This window comes from Pseudoalteromonas sp. J010 (genome assembly GCF_003934235.1).
GTDB classification, from domain to species: Bacteria; Pseudomonadota; Gammaproteobacteria; order Enterobacterales; family Alteromonadaceae; genus Pseudoalteromonas; species Pseudoalteromonas peptidolytica.
Window position 1 is genome coordinate 1 of record NZ_RDBW01000036.1, and the last position, 15402, is coordinate 15402.

Consider the following 15402-nt stretch of genomic DNA (forward strand, 5'->3'; position numbering starts at 1 on the left):
CTACCATAGTGTTCGCCTATGGGAGCAAATTACCCGTGTAGGAGCGAGTTTACCTCGCGATCTTTTCACTGCTCGCCACATAAAGTGGCTCCTACCAAAGTGTTCACCTATGGGAGCAAATTACCCGTGTAGGAGCGAGTTTACCTCGCGATCTCTCAACTGCTCGCCACATAAAGTGGCTCCTACCATAGTGTTCGCCTATGGGAGCAAATTACCCGTGTAGGAGCGAGTTTATCTCGCACGCTTTTAACTGCTCGCCGCGTAAAGCGTCTCCTACCAAAGTGCTCACCTACAGGAGCAAAACTCTCGTGTAGGAGCGAGTTTACCTCGCGATCTTTATACCATCTAAAGCTTAAAGCTTACGCCATGGCCAGCTCACTCTTATCGCCCATCCAGCGCCAGATAACAGGATCAACAATATCGCTGTGGTTTTTAAGCACGGTAAAAGCCAGGCTTCTAACTTGCGGTAATAAATGTTTATCACGGCTAAGATCGGCAATTTTTAGCTCTGCCAATCCAGTTTGTTTTGTGCCTAGCACTTCACCCGGACCGCGGATCTCAAGGTCGCGCTCAGCGATGACAAATCCGTCGTTACTTTCTCTAAGCACCCCTAAACGCTTTTGCGCAGTGACCGACAGTGGCGCATGGTAAAGCAGTAAACAATGTGATGCGATTTGTCCGCGACCAACACGGCCGCGCAACTGATGCAGTTGTGCCAGACCCAAGCGTTCAGGGTTTTCAATGATAATAAGGCTAGCGTTGGGTACATCCACACCTACTTCAATTACGGTAGTGGCAACCAGCACATGAGTATGACCCTGTTTAAATTCGTCCATAATGGTCTGCTTTTCTTGGGCTTTCATGCGGCCATGCACCAACGCGATATTAAGCTCTGGCAAGGCTTCGGCAAGTGCTTTGGCGGTGTCTTCTGCGGCTTGGCATTGAAGCGCCTCCGACTCATCTATCAGCGTACATACCCAGTACACTTGACGTTTGTCGTCAACGCAGGCTTTTTGCACTTTTTTGATCACTTCATTGCGTCTGGTATCTGGCACGGCGACGGTCGTGATTGGTGTTCTGCCCGGTGGTAGCTCATCGATAACTGAGGTTTCAAGGTCGGCATAGGCCGTCATTGCCAAGGTTCTCGGGATTGGGGTGGCAGTCATCACCAACTGATGTGGATAGCAATCGCCAAACTTTCCCTTTTCTCTCAGCGCTAAGCGCTGGTGCACGCCAAAGCGATGTTGTTCGTCGATGATGATAAGCGCAAGGTTAGAAAACTGTACTTGCTCTTGGAATAACGCATGGGTGCCGACCACCATCTGTGCTTGCCCTGAAGCAATTCGCTCCAGCGCATGAGTGCGTTCTTTGCCTTTGGTTTTACCACCCAGCCATACGGTTTCAATGCCAATAGGTTCAAACCAATTAAGGAAGTTGATGCCGTGTTGCTCGGAGAGGATCTCAGTGGGTGCCATCAGTGCTACTTGGTAACCCTGTGCGATGGCTGTTAACGCGCTGAGTGCTGCCACAAGGGTTTTTCCTGATCCGACATCCCCTTGCACCAATCGCATCATGGGGTAGGGATGTTGTAAGTCGCTTTTGATCTCAGCTACTACTCGACTTTGGGCATTGGTCGGGGCAAATGGTAAGGCCGATAAAAACTGTGCTTCAAGTGGATTGGTAGGCGGTAGTGCAACTGCTTTCACCGCTTGACCTTTTTGCCTAAGCTTAAGCAAACTGAGGTTTTGTGCTAATAACTCTTCAAATGCTAAGCGTGCTTGAGCGGGGTGTTGCCCGAGTTCTAATTGGGTTAAATCGACTTCCTGTGGCGGGCGGTGCAGTAATAGCAGCGCCTCTTTTAAGCTTTGCTGCGATGGCCGATACTGAGCTGGTAAATAGTCTGGTACATCATATTTGCGCAATAACTCAACGGCTTGATCGGCAATCGCCCGAATGCTCAATTGCTTCAGCCCTTCGGTCGTCGGATAAACAGGTGTGAGTGTCGCAAGGCTTGGGTCGCAAGGTGCAGAGCGGGTTTCTTTGATGCTGTATTCTGGGTGAGCCATTTCAAAACCATGGCGGCCACGGCGAACCTCACCAAAACAGCGGATTATTTTGCCTGCTTGCATGGCGTTTTTTTGCGCCGCGTTAAAATTGAAAAAACGCAGCGCGATCCGCCCCGTTCCATCATTAACATAACATACCAGCATGCGGCGTTTGCCTTGCGTGATTTCGCTGCGTTCAATCTCGGCTTCAATGCTGACATGACTATGCGCTTGTAACTCGCAGATAGGATAGGTGCGCGCACGGTCTTCGTAGCGTAGTGGAAGGTGAAATAGCATGTCTTGCACCGACTGAATGCCTAGTTTGGCCAAGCGTTCGGCTGCTTTTGGGCCTACGCCTTTTAGCTCAGTGACGGGGTAAGTGGCCAAATTTGGTGTCGACATGCTATTCCTCTAGCGCGATCCGCGTTATCTATTTTTTCTGCTTAAACTTAAGAATGTCCCAAAAGGTGTCGTCAGCAACAATTTCACCGTGCTCATCAAGCGCAGGGTAAGGTAACCCTTTTTCTCTACAGCGAGTGGCAATAATTGGATGACATCCTTCAAATAGTAACTTATGTTTTACCACAGGATCCATCATATCTGTACGTTTGTACAGTCCAGCTACATCTCTTTGGCGCTGCGCCTCGTATAAAATAAGTGCTGCGGCAACGGATACATTCAGGGATTGCACCATACCTTGCATTGGGATCACGATATGCTGATCTGCATGCTCAAGTGCGCGGTCTGAGATCCCAAGACGCTCTTGACCGACAATAATGGCGGTGGGTTTGGTGTAATCAATTTCACGAAAATCAACGGCGCTATCACTAAGGTTGGTTGCTAATAATTGTACACCCGGGTTTTGTTCACGGATCGTCGCAACAGCCTGGTCGATATGCTCATGCATATGGGTTTCTACCCAATTTTTGCTGCCACCAGAGGTATTATTAGTTAACCGTCTTTGATCTTGTGGCCATACCGCATGTACATGGTGACAACCAACCGCATCTGCGGTACGCACAATCGCTGACAGGTTGTGGTGCTTATGAACTTCATCTAAACACACAGTGAGGTCGGTTTGGCGTCTATCTAATACGCTTTTGACACGATGGTATCTATTCTCAGCCATCTACTTACTACTCTAAATCAACAAATTCCCGCGATTATAACAAAAAAGGGGCTAAGGCATAACGGTGCGCTGAATCGGGTTTTGCAGTGAGATCAGCGTTTCGGTTGACTGGATAGACTCAATAGTTTGCACTTTATTGATAAGTACATCTTGTAGGTGGTCGATGGAGCGCGCCATCACTTTGATAAAAATACTGTAGTTACCTGTGGTGTAATAGGCTTCAACAACCTCTTCGAATTCTTTAAGACGTGCAATGGCCCCCGGATAGTCCCCGGCATGTTTTAGGTTTATTCCGATAAAACAGCAGACATCATAACCAAGCCGTTTAGCATTAATGCTAACTTGAGTCCCTTCAATGATCCCCGCTTGCTTCATTTTTTCGACCCGAACATGGATGGTACCGGCGCTAACGGCAAATCTCTTTGCTAATTCCGCGTAGGGTGTCCGCGCATTTTCCTTTAATGCGTGAAGGATGGATTTATCTAGATTGTCGATCTCATAATTTTCCATGTAAATATCCATTGGCAATTATCGTTTATTTAAAATTTATAGCATATTTTTGATGAAAATAATTATGTAAAGGTGTTTTTGTTGTGGGTTATTGATGTTTTTGTTGGTTTCTTTAAATATAGACTTAACAAAACGACAAATTCGGGAATGAGGACCTAACCATGTTGAGCAAGTATCAAGAGACACAAAAACAGATAGCACGAGTAAAGCAAGTATTTTCAGCACAGCTAACCGAGCAATTGGGCTTAGTTGAAGTACAAGCCCCAATTTTGGCGCGTTTGGGCGATGGTATTCAAGACAACCTAAGTGGCCACGAGCAGGCGGTACAGGTAAAAGTGAAAACGCTACCGGACGCGCAGTTTGAGGTAGTACATTCACTTGCTAAGTGGAAACGTAAAACATTAGGCGATTATGGTTTTGCTAAAGGCGAAGGCCTCTATACGCACATGAAAGCGCTACGCCCAGACGAAGACAAGCTATCGCCAATCCATTCTGTTTATGTTGACCAATGGGATTGGGAAAAAGTGATTTGCGAAAACAGTGAGCGCTCGCTGGCAAAACTAAAAGAAACAGTTGAAACCCTTTATCGCTCAATTAAAGCAACGGAAAAAGTGGTTGAGGATGAGTTTGGCATTGCGGCATTCCTCCCTGAGAAAATTACGTTTGTGCACAGCGAAGAATTACGCACTATGTATCCAGATTTCACAGCCAAGCAACGTGAAAAAGCGATTGCTCAAGAATATGGCGCGGTATTTTTAATTGGTATTGGTGGCGAGCTTGGTGATGGTAAAATTCACGATGTTCGTGCGCCGGATTATGACGATTGGTCAACGCCAACATGCGACAAATACCAAGGGCTGAATGGCGATATCTTGGTATGGAACCCGGTATTAGAAGACGCTTTTGAAATCTCATCAATGGGTATTCGTGTTTGTCCTGATTCGCTTGCAAGACAGCTGAAATTAACCGATGACGAAGCGCGCTTGAGTTTAGATTGGCACCAACAGCTGGTTGCAGGGGAATTACCACAAACTATAGGCGGTGGGATTGGCCAGTCGCGTTTAGTGATGTTGCTGTTACAAAAGCAGCACATTGGTCAGGTACAAGTAGGGGTATGGCCTGAAGAAGTGCGCAGTAGCGTGGCTGATTTGTTGTAAAAAGATCGCGAGGTAAACTCCCTCCTACATGAGGGTTTTACTCCTGTAAGTAAGCACCTTAGTAGGAGTCGCTTTACGCGGTGAGCAGTTAAGAGAACGCGAGGTAAACTCGCTCCTACATGAGAGTTTTGCTCCTGTAGATATACACCTTGGTAGGAGCTGCTTTACGCGGCGAGCTGTTAAGGGATCGCGAGGTAAACTCGCTCCTACACGAGAGTTTTGCTCCTGTAGGTAAGCACCTTAGTAGGAGCTGCTTTACGCGGCGAGCAGTTAAGAGATCGCGCGGTAATCTCTCTCCCACACGAGAATTTTGCTCCTGTAGGTAAGCACCTTGGTAGGAGCTGCTTTACGCGGCGAGCAGTTAAGAGATCGCGAGGTAAACTCGCTCCTACACGAGAGTTTTGCTCCTGTAGGTAAGCACCTTAGTAGGAGCTGCTTTACGCGGCGAGCAGTTAAGAGATCGCGCGGTAAACTCGCTTCTATACGAGAGTTTTGCTCCTGTAGGTAAGCACCTTGGTAGGAGCCGCTTTACGCGGCGAGCTGTTAAGAGAACGTGAGGTAAACTCGCTCCTACACGAGAGTTTTACTTCTTTGGATATACACCTTAGTAGGAGCTGCTTTCGCGGCGAGCAGTTAAGAGATCGCAAGGTAAACTCACTCCTACACGAAAGTTTTGCTCCTGTAGGTAAGCACCTTGGTAGGAGCCACTTTACGCGACGAGCAGTTAAGAGATCGCGAGGTAAACTCGCTCCTACACGGGTAACTTGCTCCCATAGGCGAACACTATGGTAGGAGCCACTTTATGTGGCGAGCAGTGAAAAGATCGCGAGGTAAACTCGCTCCTACACGAAAGTTTTGCTCCTGTAGGTAAGCACCATAGTAGGAGCTGCTTTACGCGACGAGCAGTTAAGAGATCGCGAGGTAAACTCGCTCCTACACGAGAGTTTCGCTCCTGTAAGTAAGCACCTTAGTAGGAGTCGCTTTACGCGGTGAGCAGTTAAGAGATCGCGAGGTAAACTCGCTCCTACACGAAAGTTTTGCTCTTGTAGATACACACCTTGGTTGGGGTCATTTAAGGTGATTTTTCGTTAGTGTATTCTTATACGTTACTCGGTATAATGTCCGCTTTTAGCACTGCGGCAGACTTGAGTAAAGCAACATTACTCGGCCGGTATTTATTGTTGAGAACGACTATGACATCACCTACACGCGGTAATCTGTTTATCCTTTCTGCACCTTCTGGTGCGGGTAAATCAAGTTTAATTAAAGCGCTATTAGAAAAGCACAACGACATTAAAGTCTCGGTGTCTCATACTACGCGCGCGCCTCGTCCGGGCGAAGAAAATGGTGTTCATTATCACTTTGTTTCTGTAGATGAGTTTAAGCAGTTGATCGACAAAGGCGACTTTTTCGAGTGGGCACAAGTATTTGAAAATTTCTATGGTACTTCGAAGCAAGCGATCGAAGAGCAACTTGCTGCGGGTGTCGATGTATTTTTGGATATCGATTGGCAAGGTGCGCGCCAAGTGCGTGAATTAATGCCGGAAGTAAAAACAATCTTTATTCTCCCTCCGTCAACCGCTGAATTAGAAAGTCGCTTAAATAGCCGAGGCCAAGACTCGCAAGAAGTCATTGCAGGTCGTATGGCAGAAGCGAAATCAGAAAGTTCACATTACAATGAGTTTGACTATATTTTGGTCAACGATGACTTTGAGCAAACACGCAGTGAGCTTGAGCATATTGTGATTTCAGCACGGTTAGAACAAAAAGCACAAGCTGTACGTCATCAAGCGCTGATCGCTGACTTGCTAAAATAATTACTTTTGAACCTGAGGTTTGGATAAGGAATGGCTAACTTATTGTATTTAAAATCGGCCTAATTTATATCCTTGTTTAGCCAGAGAGTTTTAGGGGGAACACCGCTCCCGCGTCCTGCTCTCGCTAAGGTACCTACATCCTGTAGGCAAGGCGAATTTACGTACCAATAGCGGGCTATTGGAAGTGAATTCAACGCAGTTAGCGCTAAAACTGGCTGCTAGCAAGACATTAATTATCCACAGATCAGGTTTTTTAACCATCAATACTTGGCGAAAGGCTAGACATACAGTAAACTAGCCTTTTGCATAATGAACTGAATTTGGAGTGCTTCGATGGCTCGCGTAACTGTAGAAGATGCAGTAGATAAAATTGGTAACCGCTTTGACTTGATTTTAGTAGCAGCGCGTCGCGCTCGCCAAATTTCTGTAGGCGGTAAAGATCCTATGGTTGATGCTGAAAACGACAAGCCAACCGTAATCGCGCTACGTGAAATTGAGCAAGGTTTTGTAACCACAGACTCACTAGATATTATTGACCGTGAAGAGCAGCAGAGCCAAGAAGCTGCAGAGCTTGCAGCTGTTGCTGCAATCGTTGGTGGCAACCGCTAATCCAACCACTGTCTAAATTTCAATAATGCCAGCTTTTGCTGGCATTATTGTTTTGAGAACCAGCAAAATACATCCGTGTCATGTCCTTAACTTCCTAACAAGTCGCATAAATTGTTCATTGGCATTGCTGGTTTTTCATCGTATATTCTTAAGTAATTAGCTTGTAACCCGCTTTATACTCGCCGAGTATATTCTCTGAAACATTGGAGTGTGAATGTATCTGTTTGAAGGCCTCAAAAAGAAAATTTCAGAATATTTGTCACCAGAAGACGTTGAGTTGGTGCAAAAAGCCTATGTTGTGGCTCGTGAGGCACACGAGGGACAGACGCGCTCCAGTGGTGAGCCTTATATTACCCACCCGGTGGAAGTCACCCAGATCTTAGCGAGTATGAAGCTTGACCATGAAACACTCATGGCCGCGCTGATGCACGATGTTATTGAAGATACAGACTTTAGCCAAGACGACTTAGCCGAAATATTTGGCGATACTGTCGCTGAGCTGGTGGAAGGGGTGTCAAAGCTCGACAAACTGAGTTTCAAAGATAAAAAAGAGTTCCAAGCCGAAAACTACCGCAAAATGATCATGGCGATGACCCAAGATATTCGAGTCATCTTGATTAAGCTTGCCGATAGAACACACAATATGCGAACGCTTGGGGCACTGCGTCCTGATAAGCGCCGTCGAATTGCTCGTGAAACGTTGGAGATTTACGCCCCAATTGCAAACCGCCTAGGTATTCATGATATTAAAAACGAGTTAGAAGACTTAGGGTTTCAGGCGTTATATCCAATGCGTTATCGTGCGCTACGATCAGAGGTCGCAAAAGCACGTGGCAATCGTAAAGAAGTGATCAGTAATATTCAAACTGAAATCGAATCTAGGTTAGAAGAAGCTGGGATCCAAGGCTCAGTTAAAGGTCGTGAAAAGCACTTATATAGTATTTACCGCAAAATGCTGAATAAAGAGCTGATGTTTAACGAGGTGATGGATATTTATGCGTTTAGGATCAACGTTGATAACCTTGATACTTGCTACCGTGTGCTAGGTGTTGCACATAATCTATATAAACCAATTGAAACGCGCTTTAAGGATTATATTGCCGTACCAAAAACCAACGGTTATCAATCACTGCATACATCATTAGTTGGCCCTCATGGTATTCCAGTTGAAATCCAAATTCGTACACATGATATGGATCACATGGCAGACAAAGGGGTTGCAGCGCATTGGATGTATAAAAAATCTGGTGATAACGCTGGCCACACTGCGCAGCAGCGCGCGCGTCAGTGGATGCAAAGCTTGCTGGAATTACAGCAAAGTGCCGGTTCCTCTTTTGAGTTTGTTGAAAACGTTAAAACCGAATTATTCCCTGAAGAAATTTACGTCTTTACACCAGATGGCCGCATTGTGGAGCTGCCTATGGGGGCAACGGCGGTAGACTTTGCTTATGCCGTGCATACTGATGTCGGTAATACCTGTGTTGGTGCGCGTGTAAACCGCAAGCCGTACCCACTAAGCAAAGCGCTGGACACCGGGCAAACAGTAGAAGTGATAACCAGTTCAGGCGCACATCCAAATGCAACATGGCTTAATTTTGTGGTAACGGGTAAGGCACGCCTTGGGATCCGTAACTACCTTAAGAGTCAGCAAGAAGAAGAAGCTATTTTATTAGGTCGTCGCTTGCTTGATTCAGCCCTTGGTGAATACAAGCTGGATGATATTCCACAAGAACAAATTGATAATGTACTGGAAGAACACAAGCTCAACACCTTACTAGAATTATTGGTTGAAATTGGCTGCGGTAATATCATGAGTGTATTGATAGCAAAGCGCTTATTGCAAGATGATAATGCTGTAGAAGATATTGCAAAACGCGCGAAAGCCGCGATAATCGGTACTGAAGGTATGTTGGTGACTTATGCTAAATGTTGTCGCCCTGTGCCAGGAGATGCCATTACAGCCTACGTAAGCCAAGGTAAAGGGCTAATGGTGCACCGTCAAGAATGTAAAAATATTAAGGGTTGGCAAAACGAGCGCTCAAAGTACTTCGTGGTGAAATGGGAGGACAACCCAGAGAAAGAGTATATCGCCGCGCTTCGCGTTGAGATAATCAATCACCAAGGTGCGTTAGCTAAGTTAACCAATGTGGTCGCAACAACACAAGCAAACATTGTTGAGATCGCAACAGATGAGAAAGAAAGTAATTTATACGTGATTGATTTAGGTATTACCGTGAAAAACCGAGTTCATGTTGCAGATATCATGCGTCGAATTCGAGTAATGCCAGATGTGCAACGCGTGTATCGTAAAAAATAAAGGAACATCCATGAACAAAGCGATTATTTCAACAGATAAAGCGCCAGCAGCAATTGGCACATACAACCAAGCAGTTAAAGTGGGCACTGCTGTTTATTTATCGGGTCAGATCCCATTAGTCCCTGAAACGATGGAATTTATTTCTGACGATTTTGCAGAGCAAACACACCAAGTATTTAAAAATTTAACCGCAGTGTGTGAAGAGGCCGGTGGTGAGCTTCAAGATATGGTTAAGGTGAATATCTTCCTGACAGACTTAAGTAATTTTGCAACAGTCAATGAGATTATGGCGCAATATTTCAGAAAGCCATATCCAGCACGTGCAGCCATTGGTGTAAAAGAATTACCAAAAGGTGCACAGGTAGAAATTGACGGCATTATGGAGTTGCCATCAACGAACTAAGCGTAGTGCTTCTGTAAGCTGTATACTCGTTTGCCCCCGTACTAGACGGGGGCAAATTATTTGTGCAGCGAGGATACATTACACAGCGCGACAGAGTGGGCTGTACCTACTGGATGCGACCCCTATTTAATACAGAGTATTAAGTCAAATTGGTATTAGCACATATTGGTTGGACAATCGCAATGTAACGTATTTGGCTCTGGAACACAGGCTAGCGCCTTTGACGGGCACTCTAGTGTTGCAGCATCGGTATCACAGTTTAAGTTACGGCTACAGTGATAAGAACAACCGCCGCCAATCTCGCGAGTGTTATAATAATCCAGTATTCGCGGAGTCCCTGATAATGACTTTAGTTGCTTCTTGTTCAGTTTTAAATCCATCGTTTATTCCTTCAATTGAGTTAAGATAAAAGCAGCATAGAGGACTATGACTTATGCTGCGGCTCGGATTTTTTAGGCGTTAAGTCTTCTTCACTTTCATTAATTGGTGCAGGACGAAAACGTTCAACGTAAACGGTTGCTAGGATGACAGTTAACATGCAAGCCAGCAAAAAGCTTTTAATGTATAAATAGCTTCTATGTACCCAATTCCAATTCCAAAATGGTTTCGCTACTTCTTCTGAAACCCCGAATATGTAATCCATATTACGAATTAAGTTTTCTAAGAAAGCTAGCCCATCAACCACTATGAATAACAAGAAAATACCAACTAAAAGAATGTCTGCATGAGTCATATAAACATACTCTCGCATTTTTGGCTGATACTTACCTACGAATAGAATGGATAGCCTAACCCTATTCTTAAATATTAAAAATAAGGAGATATCAACAAATAAGTGCAGTGTAAATATGACACCGTTCGTAAAGTAATAAGGAAGGTTATATTGAGGTGAAAGTGTAACTATTAAGGTGTATAAAGCCAGCTCAATGACAGTTACACTTATTAGTAATATACTTATGTGTAGAATGTTAAGCATATTTCGTGAAAAATAAGCGATGCTGAGAACCACTGCTAATGTATGGAGGTGGTAAGCCATATCAGTCTTGATATGCGCTATTGAAAGTAAGATAGCAAACGCAATTACAATTAGATAAAAATACCAAGTTGTTTTCATATAACCTTTACTCTTTTTCGGCTTTAGCCATTTCCTTTTGATCTTGGGTCTTCAAGTGAGCCACCATGGCTACCTCCCTTTACACGTTGAATCTCAAAGATATTTAAGTTTCTAAAAACGATCTTTTTAGGTTTCTTAGGTGACATCATATCTATATCCTTTTATAGGCTTTGCAGTGGTTAAAGTTGTTAATACTTTACTCTGGAAAGCCCCTATTGAGAACAACTTGTAAAGCCAAATGTGGTCTACCTACTTGGTTTCGGATTTATTTTTATAAGTAAAATACCAAACGGCCTAAAGTAAGACTTAATTTCATACGTCGTAACTTCTTGAGTTGGATTTTACAATTTCTGTTTCTATTTTTGGATCATCGCCAATTTTTCCTGTGCGACCACTATTACCCACAAATTTGGCAGAAGTAATATCCATATCCTTCATAGGCTTTTGCGGTTGCTAAACTGTTAATACCCTACCTGTAAAATCAATCATTGAAAGCAACTGTAATTATCTGATTTTAGGGTCTTTCTTTAGAAGACCACCACTTCCTCCAGCGATAGTGCGTAACTGGTGAAGGTTAAGCATTTGCGGGGTTTGCACTTGCTGAGTGTTAAGCTCTAGTCTGTAGCATTTTAATGCTTTGTCATGACTCTCACCTTTCACTCGTTTTACTTCTCTGCGGTGCAAATACTTGTTATTATTAGAGAATATTGCTTTATTTGTTATCCCTGTTTTTTTCATATTTCTTTTGCTTGTTATCATCAGTGTTTTTCCTTTTAGTAACAGTTTCATCTACAAATTAGGGGACTTACTCTTCCACTTTCTTTGCAGTAGGAGAAGTCGGGCTTTTACGTCTTAGCTGAGAGTCACTAATTAAGTTCCTTAAAGCTTGAAACTGTTTGATTATGGGAGAAAGGTCAATATCACAATACCTACACCAAACTTGAAAGTGATCCCATGGTATTCGACTCACACCATTTTCATAGTTTTCGTAGGTTTGGCGGCTAATACCTACAAGATCTGCCATTTGCTGCGTGGTTTTTTGGGCAGCAAGACGCATTCTTCTGAGGTCGTCACCGTTATATTTAAAATAGGGATTGCCCACCAATATAGTCCTTTCTTGTATGGGGGAGTATGCTCAATGCCACCCAAGTTATTTTTATGTGTAATCTTTGTTAACTGTAAATTGTAATCAATAAAAATGTTTCTGCAAGAGGAAATTAATTTGTGAGCAGATCTATTGGTTTTCATTTAGTTAATATAAAAATTGATTCGACAAGATTTTTTTGCAAGGCCTTTGATACTGTTTTATGACGTTAATAATAGTGTAACAACAGAGGATGATATGGACTATCTACGTCAATATAACGACCTGAATATTCTTTATGTGGCACTGAAAAAAGCAAGCCACAATGACCCGAAAACATCAGACACCACCGCGAAGTGGTTTTCACTGGTGGAAAGTACGTTATTTGAATTACAAGAATTGGCACACATGGAAAAAGCGTATATGCAGAAATCACGCTCAATGAACAATCTAGTTGAACTGGTATATGCCAGTGCACCGAGTACGGAATAGCGCGATAAAGCACCGTTTGCAGTGGTAAGAGTGCCAATCAAGCTAGAGTATGGGTTGGCACTCTTTTTTATTGTTTATAGCTTTGCTACAACTCAAATGGTGCGACGCCTTTGGCTTCCATCATATAGCCGGTTTGCGCGATGTCGCCTTTCCATGTTGAAACTTTAATAACGCCACTGACTGTGATTGCATCATACAAGYTTTCGATGGGAACACCGTTTTTAATTTTGACATGCACAATTTGATTGGGCGGTGGCGGTGGCACATGAATACAAGCGCCAAAGTAAGGTACGAGTAAAAACTCGGTGATCACTTCGCTGTCACCTTCAAGTGGTACCACAAAGCCTGGTAAGCTTACTAGTTGACCGTCCAACTCTTTAACGACAGGGGCGTCTAAATCGGGCTGGATCCAGTTTTGTTCAGCGCCTTCATGGCTTGCCGCATCTTGATTACTAATTTGTACATGCCCTTTTGGAATTAAGTCTTCCCAAAACAGTTCTTTCGGTGGAGCTGCCTTTGCGGCACCACTGAGTATCATCGCTGTGATACATGCAATAAAATAAAAAACGTGAGTACGTGCGTTTAACTGCATTTTTTTCCTCTTAGGTTTTAATTTGCATGCCATCGGCAAGCGAGTAAAAGTAAGCGCGGGCGGCGGGAATAGCGCCAATCAGTGTACCTGCGCCTATAATAACGCTAAGTAACGTGAGTTCWTAGGCTGAGAGTGGGCTGAAACTGAGCACTACTCCAAATTGGCTTTGCAGAGCCGATTGTGCAGCAATGAGCAGGGCGTAGAAAAGTGCAACGCCAAAAATACAACCTAACACAGTAATTAAAATTGCCTCGCTGACAAGCAGGGTAAAAATATGCCAAGGTCGCGCCCCAACGGAGCGCAGAATAGCCAACTCCCGACGCCTTTGGTTTAAGGTGGCCAATAGGGAGGTCAACATACCAAGTAAGCTTATCAATACAACTGCGAGCGTGATAAGTAGCAAAATTTTCTCGACAATATCCAGCATTGCCCATAATTCTCTTAATGTTACCCCTGGCATGATAGCGAGTAGAGGTTCACCTTTATATAAATTAATATTTCTGCGCACTTGTAAGGTATAAAGAGGTGACTCAAAGCCCAGTAAAAATGCCGTAATTTGTTTGGTTGAACCAATTAAATCACCCGGTGTTGAATTAAGGTTGTGAAGTAAGGCGCTACTGTTTGTACTGCCATGCTCATGCTCATGCTCATGCTCATGCTCATGCTCATGCTCAGCGTCGTGGTTTGCGGTGTGCTGTGGTCGTGAAATCTGGCGCGTTGCTTTGCTGTGACCTGTGCTGTGCATCTTTTCTATTGCACTGAGTGGTACATGTAGCGTTTTATCTACCGGTGTGCCAGTTGCAGCCAAAATACCAGAAATAACCAGCGGGTTGTCATCGTGGTGATGGAAACTGGTGTTGCCCATCCCATGAGAAATAACAATTTTTTGTCCCAGCTTATATCCTAGTTGCTTAGCAACTGTTGCCCCAAGCACCACTTCTTGAGGGTTATGAAATGCGCGGCCAGCTTTAAAGGTAAGGTGCTGTTTTTTACCGTATTGGTAATGTTTGAAGTAATTGTCATCTGTGCCTAGTACAGCAAAGCCTTTGTGGCTGTCACCTAAGCTTATCGGAATGCTCCAAGCGACGCCACGTTGCGCCTTTATATATTCGTAGCTTTGCCATTGTACGGCATTGTTGGCATGGCCAATTCTAAATACGCTTGAAAGGAGCAATTGAATGTCACCAGTACGTGCACCTACAATTAAGTCGGTACCAGAAATTGTGTTTGCAAAGCTAGACTTTGCGTCTTGGCGTACACGCTCTACTGCAAGCAGTAACATCACACTAATGGCAATGGTGACCAGAGTGAGGGTGACACTGGCCTTCCTATTTAGTGTACTTTTCCATGCAAGCTTAATTAGCATACTGAGCTCCTTGATTTAATTCACTCAGACTGAGCTGCCTATTAAATAAGGGAGCTAAACTCTTATCGTGGCTAACAAAGAGAATAGATGCGCTGTAAACGGCAGCTTGATTAAAGAGCAATTTGATAAAGCCATCACGGCTGTCAGCATCGAGTGCCGAGGTTGGCTCATCAGCAATAATTATTTCGGGTCTACCAATAAAGGCGCGAGCTGCGGCTACTCGCTGTTGCTGGCCAATACTCAGCTCTGCGACACTGCGCTGTTGAGTATGTTCGTCAATCCCAAGCTCAGTGAGTAAAAGTTTGGCTTCTTGTTCAAGGGTTTTGTTTTGCGATGTGATACTTTGCTTACGCTTTTTGGAAAACTCACAGCCAAGGGTGACGTTTTCAATAGGAGATAAGTAAGGCAATAAATTGAAGCTTTGAAAAATAGTGCCAATATGGTCAGCTCTGAACTTATCACGTTGACTACGGCTAAGTGTGCTGGCTTTGGTGCCTGCTATCTCAATCATGCCTTGTTGGCAATCTAAAGTACCTGCAATCAAGCCAAGTAACGTGGATTTACCACTGCCACTTGGGCCATGTAAAAACACGTGTTCTCCTCGGGCGATATTAAGCATAGGTATATTTAATACCGGCTTGCTCGCTGTAGGCCAAGTAAACTGTAAGTGTGTAATAGTGAGCATAATGTCTCTGTACTGGCAAACAATTGTGTGATGGTATAACAGTCGCCTGCAAAGCAAAACCCCGTTAAGCCCAACAACAAGG

General features: G+C 44.2%; 17 protein-coding genes. 6 read left to right on the forward strand and 11 right to left on the reverse strand.

Features of this window, described 5'->3' with window-relative positions:
* Positions 1-359 precede the first annotated feature (359 nt).
* The 3 genes from recG to asnC are packed head-to-tail and all read right to left on the reverse strand — an operon-like array spanning position 360 to position 3684.
* The gene (gene recG / locus EAG18_RS18040; protein WP_125253757.1) at positions 360-2447 is read right to left on the reverse strand and encodes an ATP-dependent DNA helicase RecG; all 2088 of its coding nucleotides are present in this window, start codon (positions 2445-2447) and stop codon (positions 360-362) included.
* A gap of 28 nt (positions 2448-2475) precedes the next feature.
* A complete protein-coding gene (gene trmH, locus EAG18_RS18045) occupies positions 2476-3174 on the reverse strand; it encodes a tRNA (guanosine(18)-2'-O)-methyltransferase TrmH (protein WP_125253758.1) in 699 nt (232 codons plus the stop codon).
* Positions 3175-3225: 51 nt separating this feature from the next.
* Positions 3226-3684, reverse strand: coding sequence for a transcriptional regulator AsnC (gene asnC, locus EAG18_RS18050; protein WP_125253759.1), 459 nt, complete (start codon positions 3682-3684; stop codon positions 3226-3228).
* Positions 3685-3845: 161 nt separating this feature from the next.
* On the opposite strand from asnC, the gene asnA reads away from it, so the two are divergent.
* From asnA to EAG18_RS18075, 5 genes are all read left to right on the forward strand, one after another.
* Entirely contained in the window at positions 3846-4841 is a 996-nt protein-coding gene (gene asnA, locus EAG18_RS18055) for an aspartate--ammonia ligase (protein ID WP_010374293.1), read from the forward strand.
* 1193 nt (positions 4842-6034) lie between these two features.
* Complete coding sequence (gmk, locus tag EAG18_RS18060) at positions 6035-6658, forward strand: guanylate kinase (RefSeq protein ID WP_125253760.1); 624 nt, start codon at positions 6035-6037, stop codon at positions 6656-6658.
* 333 nt (positions 6659-6991) lie between these two features.
* The gene (rpoZ, locus tag EAG18_RS18065; protein ID WP_125253761.1) at positions 6992-7267 is read left to right on the forward strand and encodes a DNA-directed RNA polymerase subunit omega; all 276 of its coding nucleotides are present in this window, start codon (positions 6992-6994) and stop codon (positions 7265-7267) included.
* A gap of 214 nt (positions 7268-7481) precedes the next feature.
* Entirely contained in the window at positions 7482-9584 is a 2103-nt protein-coding gene (gene spoT / locus EAG18_RS18070) for a bifunctional GTP diphosphokinase/guanosine-3',5'-bis pyrophosphate 3'-pyrophosphohydrolase (protein WP_125253762.1), read from the forward strand.
* A gap of 10 nt (positions 9585-9594) precedes the next feature.
* Complete coding sequence (locus tag EAG18_RS18075; protein WP_125253763.1) at positions 9595-9987, forward strand: RidA family protein; 393 nt, start codon at positions 9595-9597, stop codon at positions 9985-9987.
* 155 nt (positions 9988-10142) lie between these two features.
* Here EAG18_RS18075 and EAG18_RS18080 read toward each other — a convergent pair whose 3' ends face one another.
* From EAG18_RS18080 to EAG18_RS18095, 5 genes are all read right to left on the reverse strand, one after another.
* The gene (locus EAG18_RS18080; RefSeq protein WP_125253764.1) at positions 10143-10367 is read right to left on the reverse strand and encodes a hypothetical protein; all 225 of its coding nucleotides are present in this window, start codon (positions 10365-10367) and stop codon (positions 10143-10145) included.
* A gap of 44 nt (positions 10368-10411) precedes the next feature.
* Entirely contained in the window at positions 10412-10720 is a 309-nt protein-coding gene (locus tag EAG18_RS22445; protein WP_275557335.1) for a hypothetical protein, read from the reverse strand.
* A gap of 404 nt (positions 10721-11124) precedes the next feature.
* Positions 11125-11250 (reverse strand): hypothetical protein, encoded by a 126-nt coding sequence (locus EAG18_RS22450; protein WP_275557336.1) that lies wholly within the window; start codon positions 11248-11250, stop codon positions 11125-11127.
* A gap of 355 nt (positions 11251-11605) precedes the next feature.
* The gene (locus EAG18_RS18090; RefSeq protein WP_125253766.1) at positions 11606-11860 is read right to left on the reverse strand and encodes a hypothetical protein; all 255 of its coding nucleotides are present in this window, start codon (positions 11858-11860) and stop codon (positions 11606-11608) included.
* 46 nt (positions 11861-11906) lie between these two features.
* The gene (locus EAG18_RS18095) at positions 11907-12203 is read right to left on the reverse strand and encodes a helix-turn-helix transcriptional regulator (RefSeq protein WP_241651613.1); all 297 of its coding nucleotides are present in this window, start codon (positions 12201-12203) and stop codon (positions 11907-11909) included.
* 240 nt (positions 12204-12443) lie between these two features.
* Between EAG18_RS18095 and EAG18_RS18100 the strand changes: the two genes are divergently transcribed.
* Positions 12444-12677, forward strand: coding sequence for a hypothetical protein (locus EAG18_RS18100; protein WP_125253768.1), 234 nt, complete (start codon positions 12444-12446; stop codon positions 12675-12677).
* 85 nt (positions 12678-12762) lie between these two features.
* Here EAG18_RS18100 and EAG18_RS18105 read toward each other — a convergent pair whose 3' ends face one another.
* The 3 genes from EAG18_RS18105 to EAG18_RS18115 are packed head-to-tail and all read right to left on the reverse strand — an operon-like array spanning position 12763 to position 15320.
* The gene (locus tag EAG18_RS18105; RefSeq protein WP_125253769.1) at positions 12763-13269 is read right to left on the reverse strand and encodes a DUF3299 domain-containing protein; all 507 of its coding nucleotides are present in this window, start codon (positions 13267-13269) and stop codon (positions 12763-12765) included.
* Between the two features lie 10 nt (positions 13270-13279).
* On the reverse strand, positions 13280-14635 hold the full coding sequence (locus EAG18_RS18110; protein ID WP_125253770.1) for an ABC transporter permease: 1356 nt from the start codon (positions 14633-14635) through the stop codon (positions 13280-13282).
* Entirely contained in the window at positions 14625-15320 is a 696-nt protein-coding gene (locus tag EAG18_RS18115; protein WP_125253771.1) for an ABC transporter ATP-binding protein, read from the reverse strand. Before EAG18_RS18115 ends, EAG18_RS18110 begins: the two co-directional genes overlap by 11 nt.
* Between the last annotated feature and the right edge of the window lie 82 nt (positions 15321-15402).

Coding starts and splice junctions, on each gene's coding strand:
- recG (WP_125253757.1), bottom strand. CDS start 2,447: ATGTCGACACCAAATTTGGCCACTTACCCCGTCACTGAGCTAAAAGGC.
- trmH (WP_125253758.1), bottom strand. CDS start 3,174: ATGGCTGAGAATAGATACCATCGTGTCAAAAGCGTATTAGATAGACGC.
- asnC (WP_125253759.1), bottom strand. CDS start 3,684: ATGGAAAATTATGAGATCGACAATCTAGATAAATCCATCCTTCACGCA.
- asnA (WP_010374293.1), top strand. CDS start 3,846: ATGTTGAGCAAGTATCAAGAGACACAAAAACAGATAGCACGAGTAAAG.
- gmk (WP_125253760.1), top strand. CDS start 6,035: ATGACATCACCTACACGCGGTAATCTGTTTATCCTTTCTGCACCTTCT.
- rpoZ (WP_125253761.1), top strand. CDS start 6,992: ATGGCTCGCGTAACTGTAGAAGATGCAGTAGATAAAATTGGTAACCGC.
- spoT (WP_125253762.1), top strand. CDS start 7,482: ATGTATCTGTTTGAAGGCCTCAAAAAGAAAATTTCAGAATATTTGTCA.
- EAG18_RS18075 (WP_125253763.1), top strand. CDS start 9,595: ATGAACAAAGCGATTATTTCAACAGATAAAGCGCCAGCAGCAATTGGC.
- EAG18_RS18080 (WP_125253764.1), bottom strand. CDS start 10,367: ATGGATTTAAAACTGAACAAGAAGCAACTAAAGTCATTATCAGGGACT.
- EAG18_RS22445 (WP_275557335.1), bottom strand. CDS start 10,720: ATGACTCATGCAGACATTCTTTTAGTTGGTATTTTCTTGTTATTCATA.
- EAG18_RS22450 (WP_275557336.1), bottom strand. CDS start 11,250: ATGATGTCACCTAAGAAACCTAAAAAGATCGTTTTTAGAAACTTAAAT.
- EAG18_RS18090 (WP_125253766.1), bottom strand. CDS start 11,860: ATGATAACAAGCAAAAGAAATATGAAAAAAACAGGGATAACAAATAAA.
- EAG18_RS18100 (WP_125253768.1), top strand. CDS start 12,444: ATGGACTATCTACGTCAATATAACGACCTGAATATTCTTTATGTGGCA.
- EAG18_RS18115 (WP_125253771.1), bottom strand. CDS start 15,320: ATGCTCACTATTACACACTTACAGTTTACTTGGCCTACAGCGAGCAAG.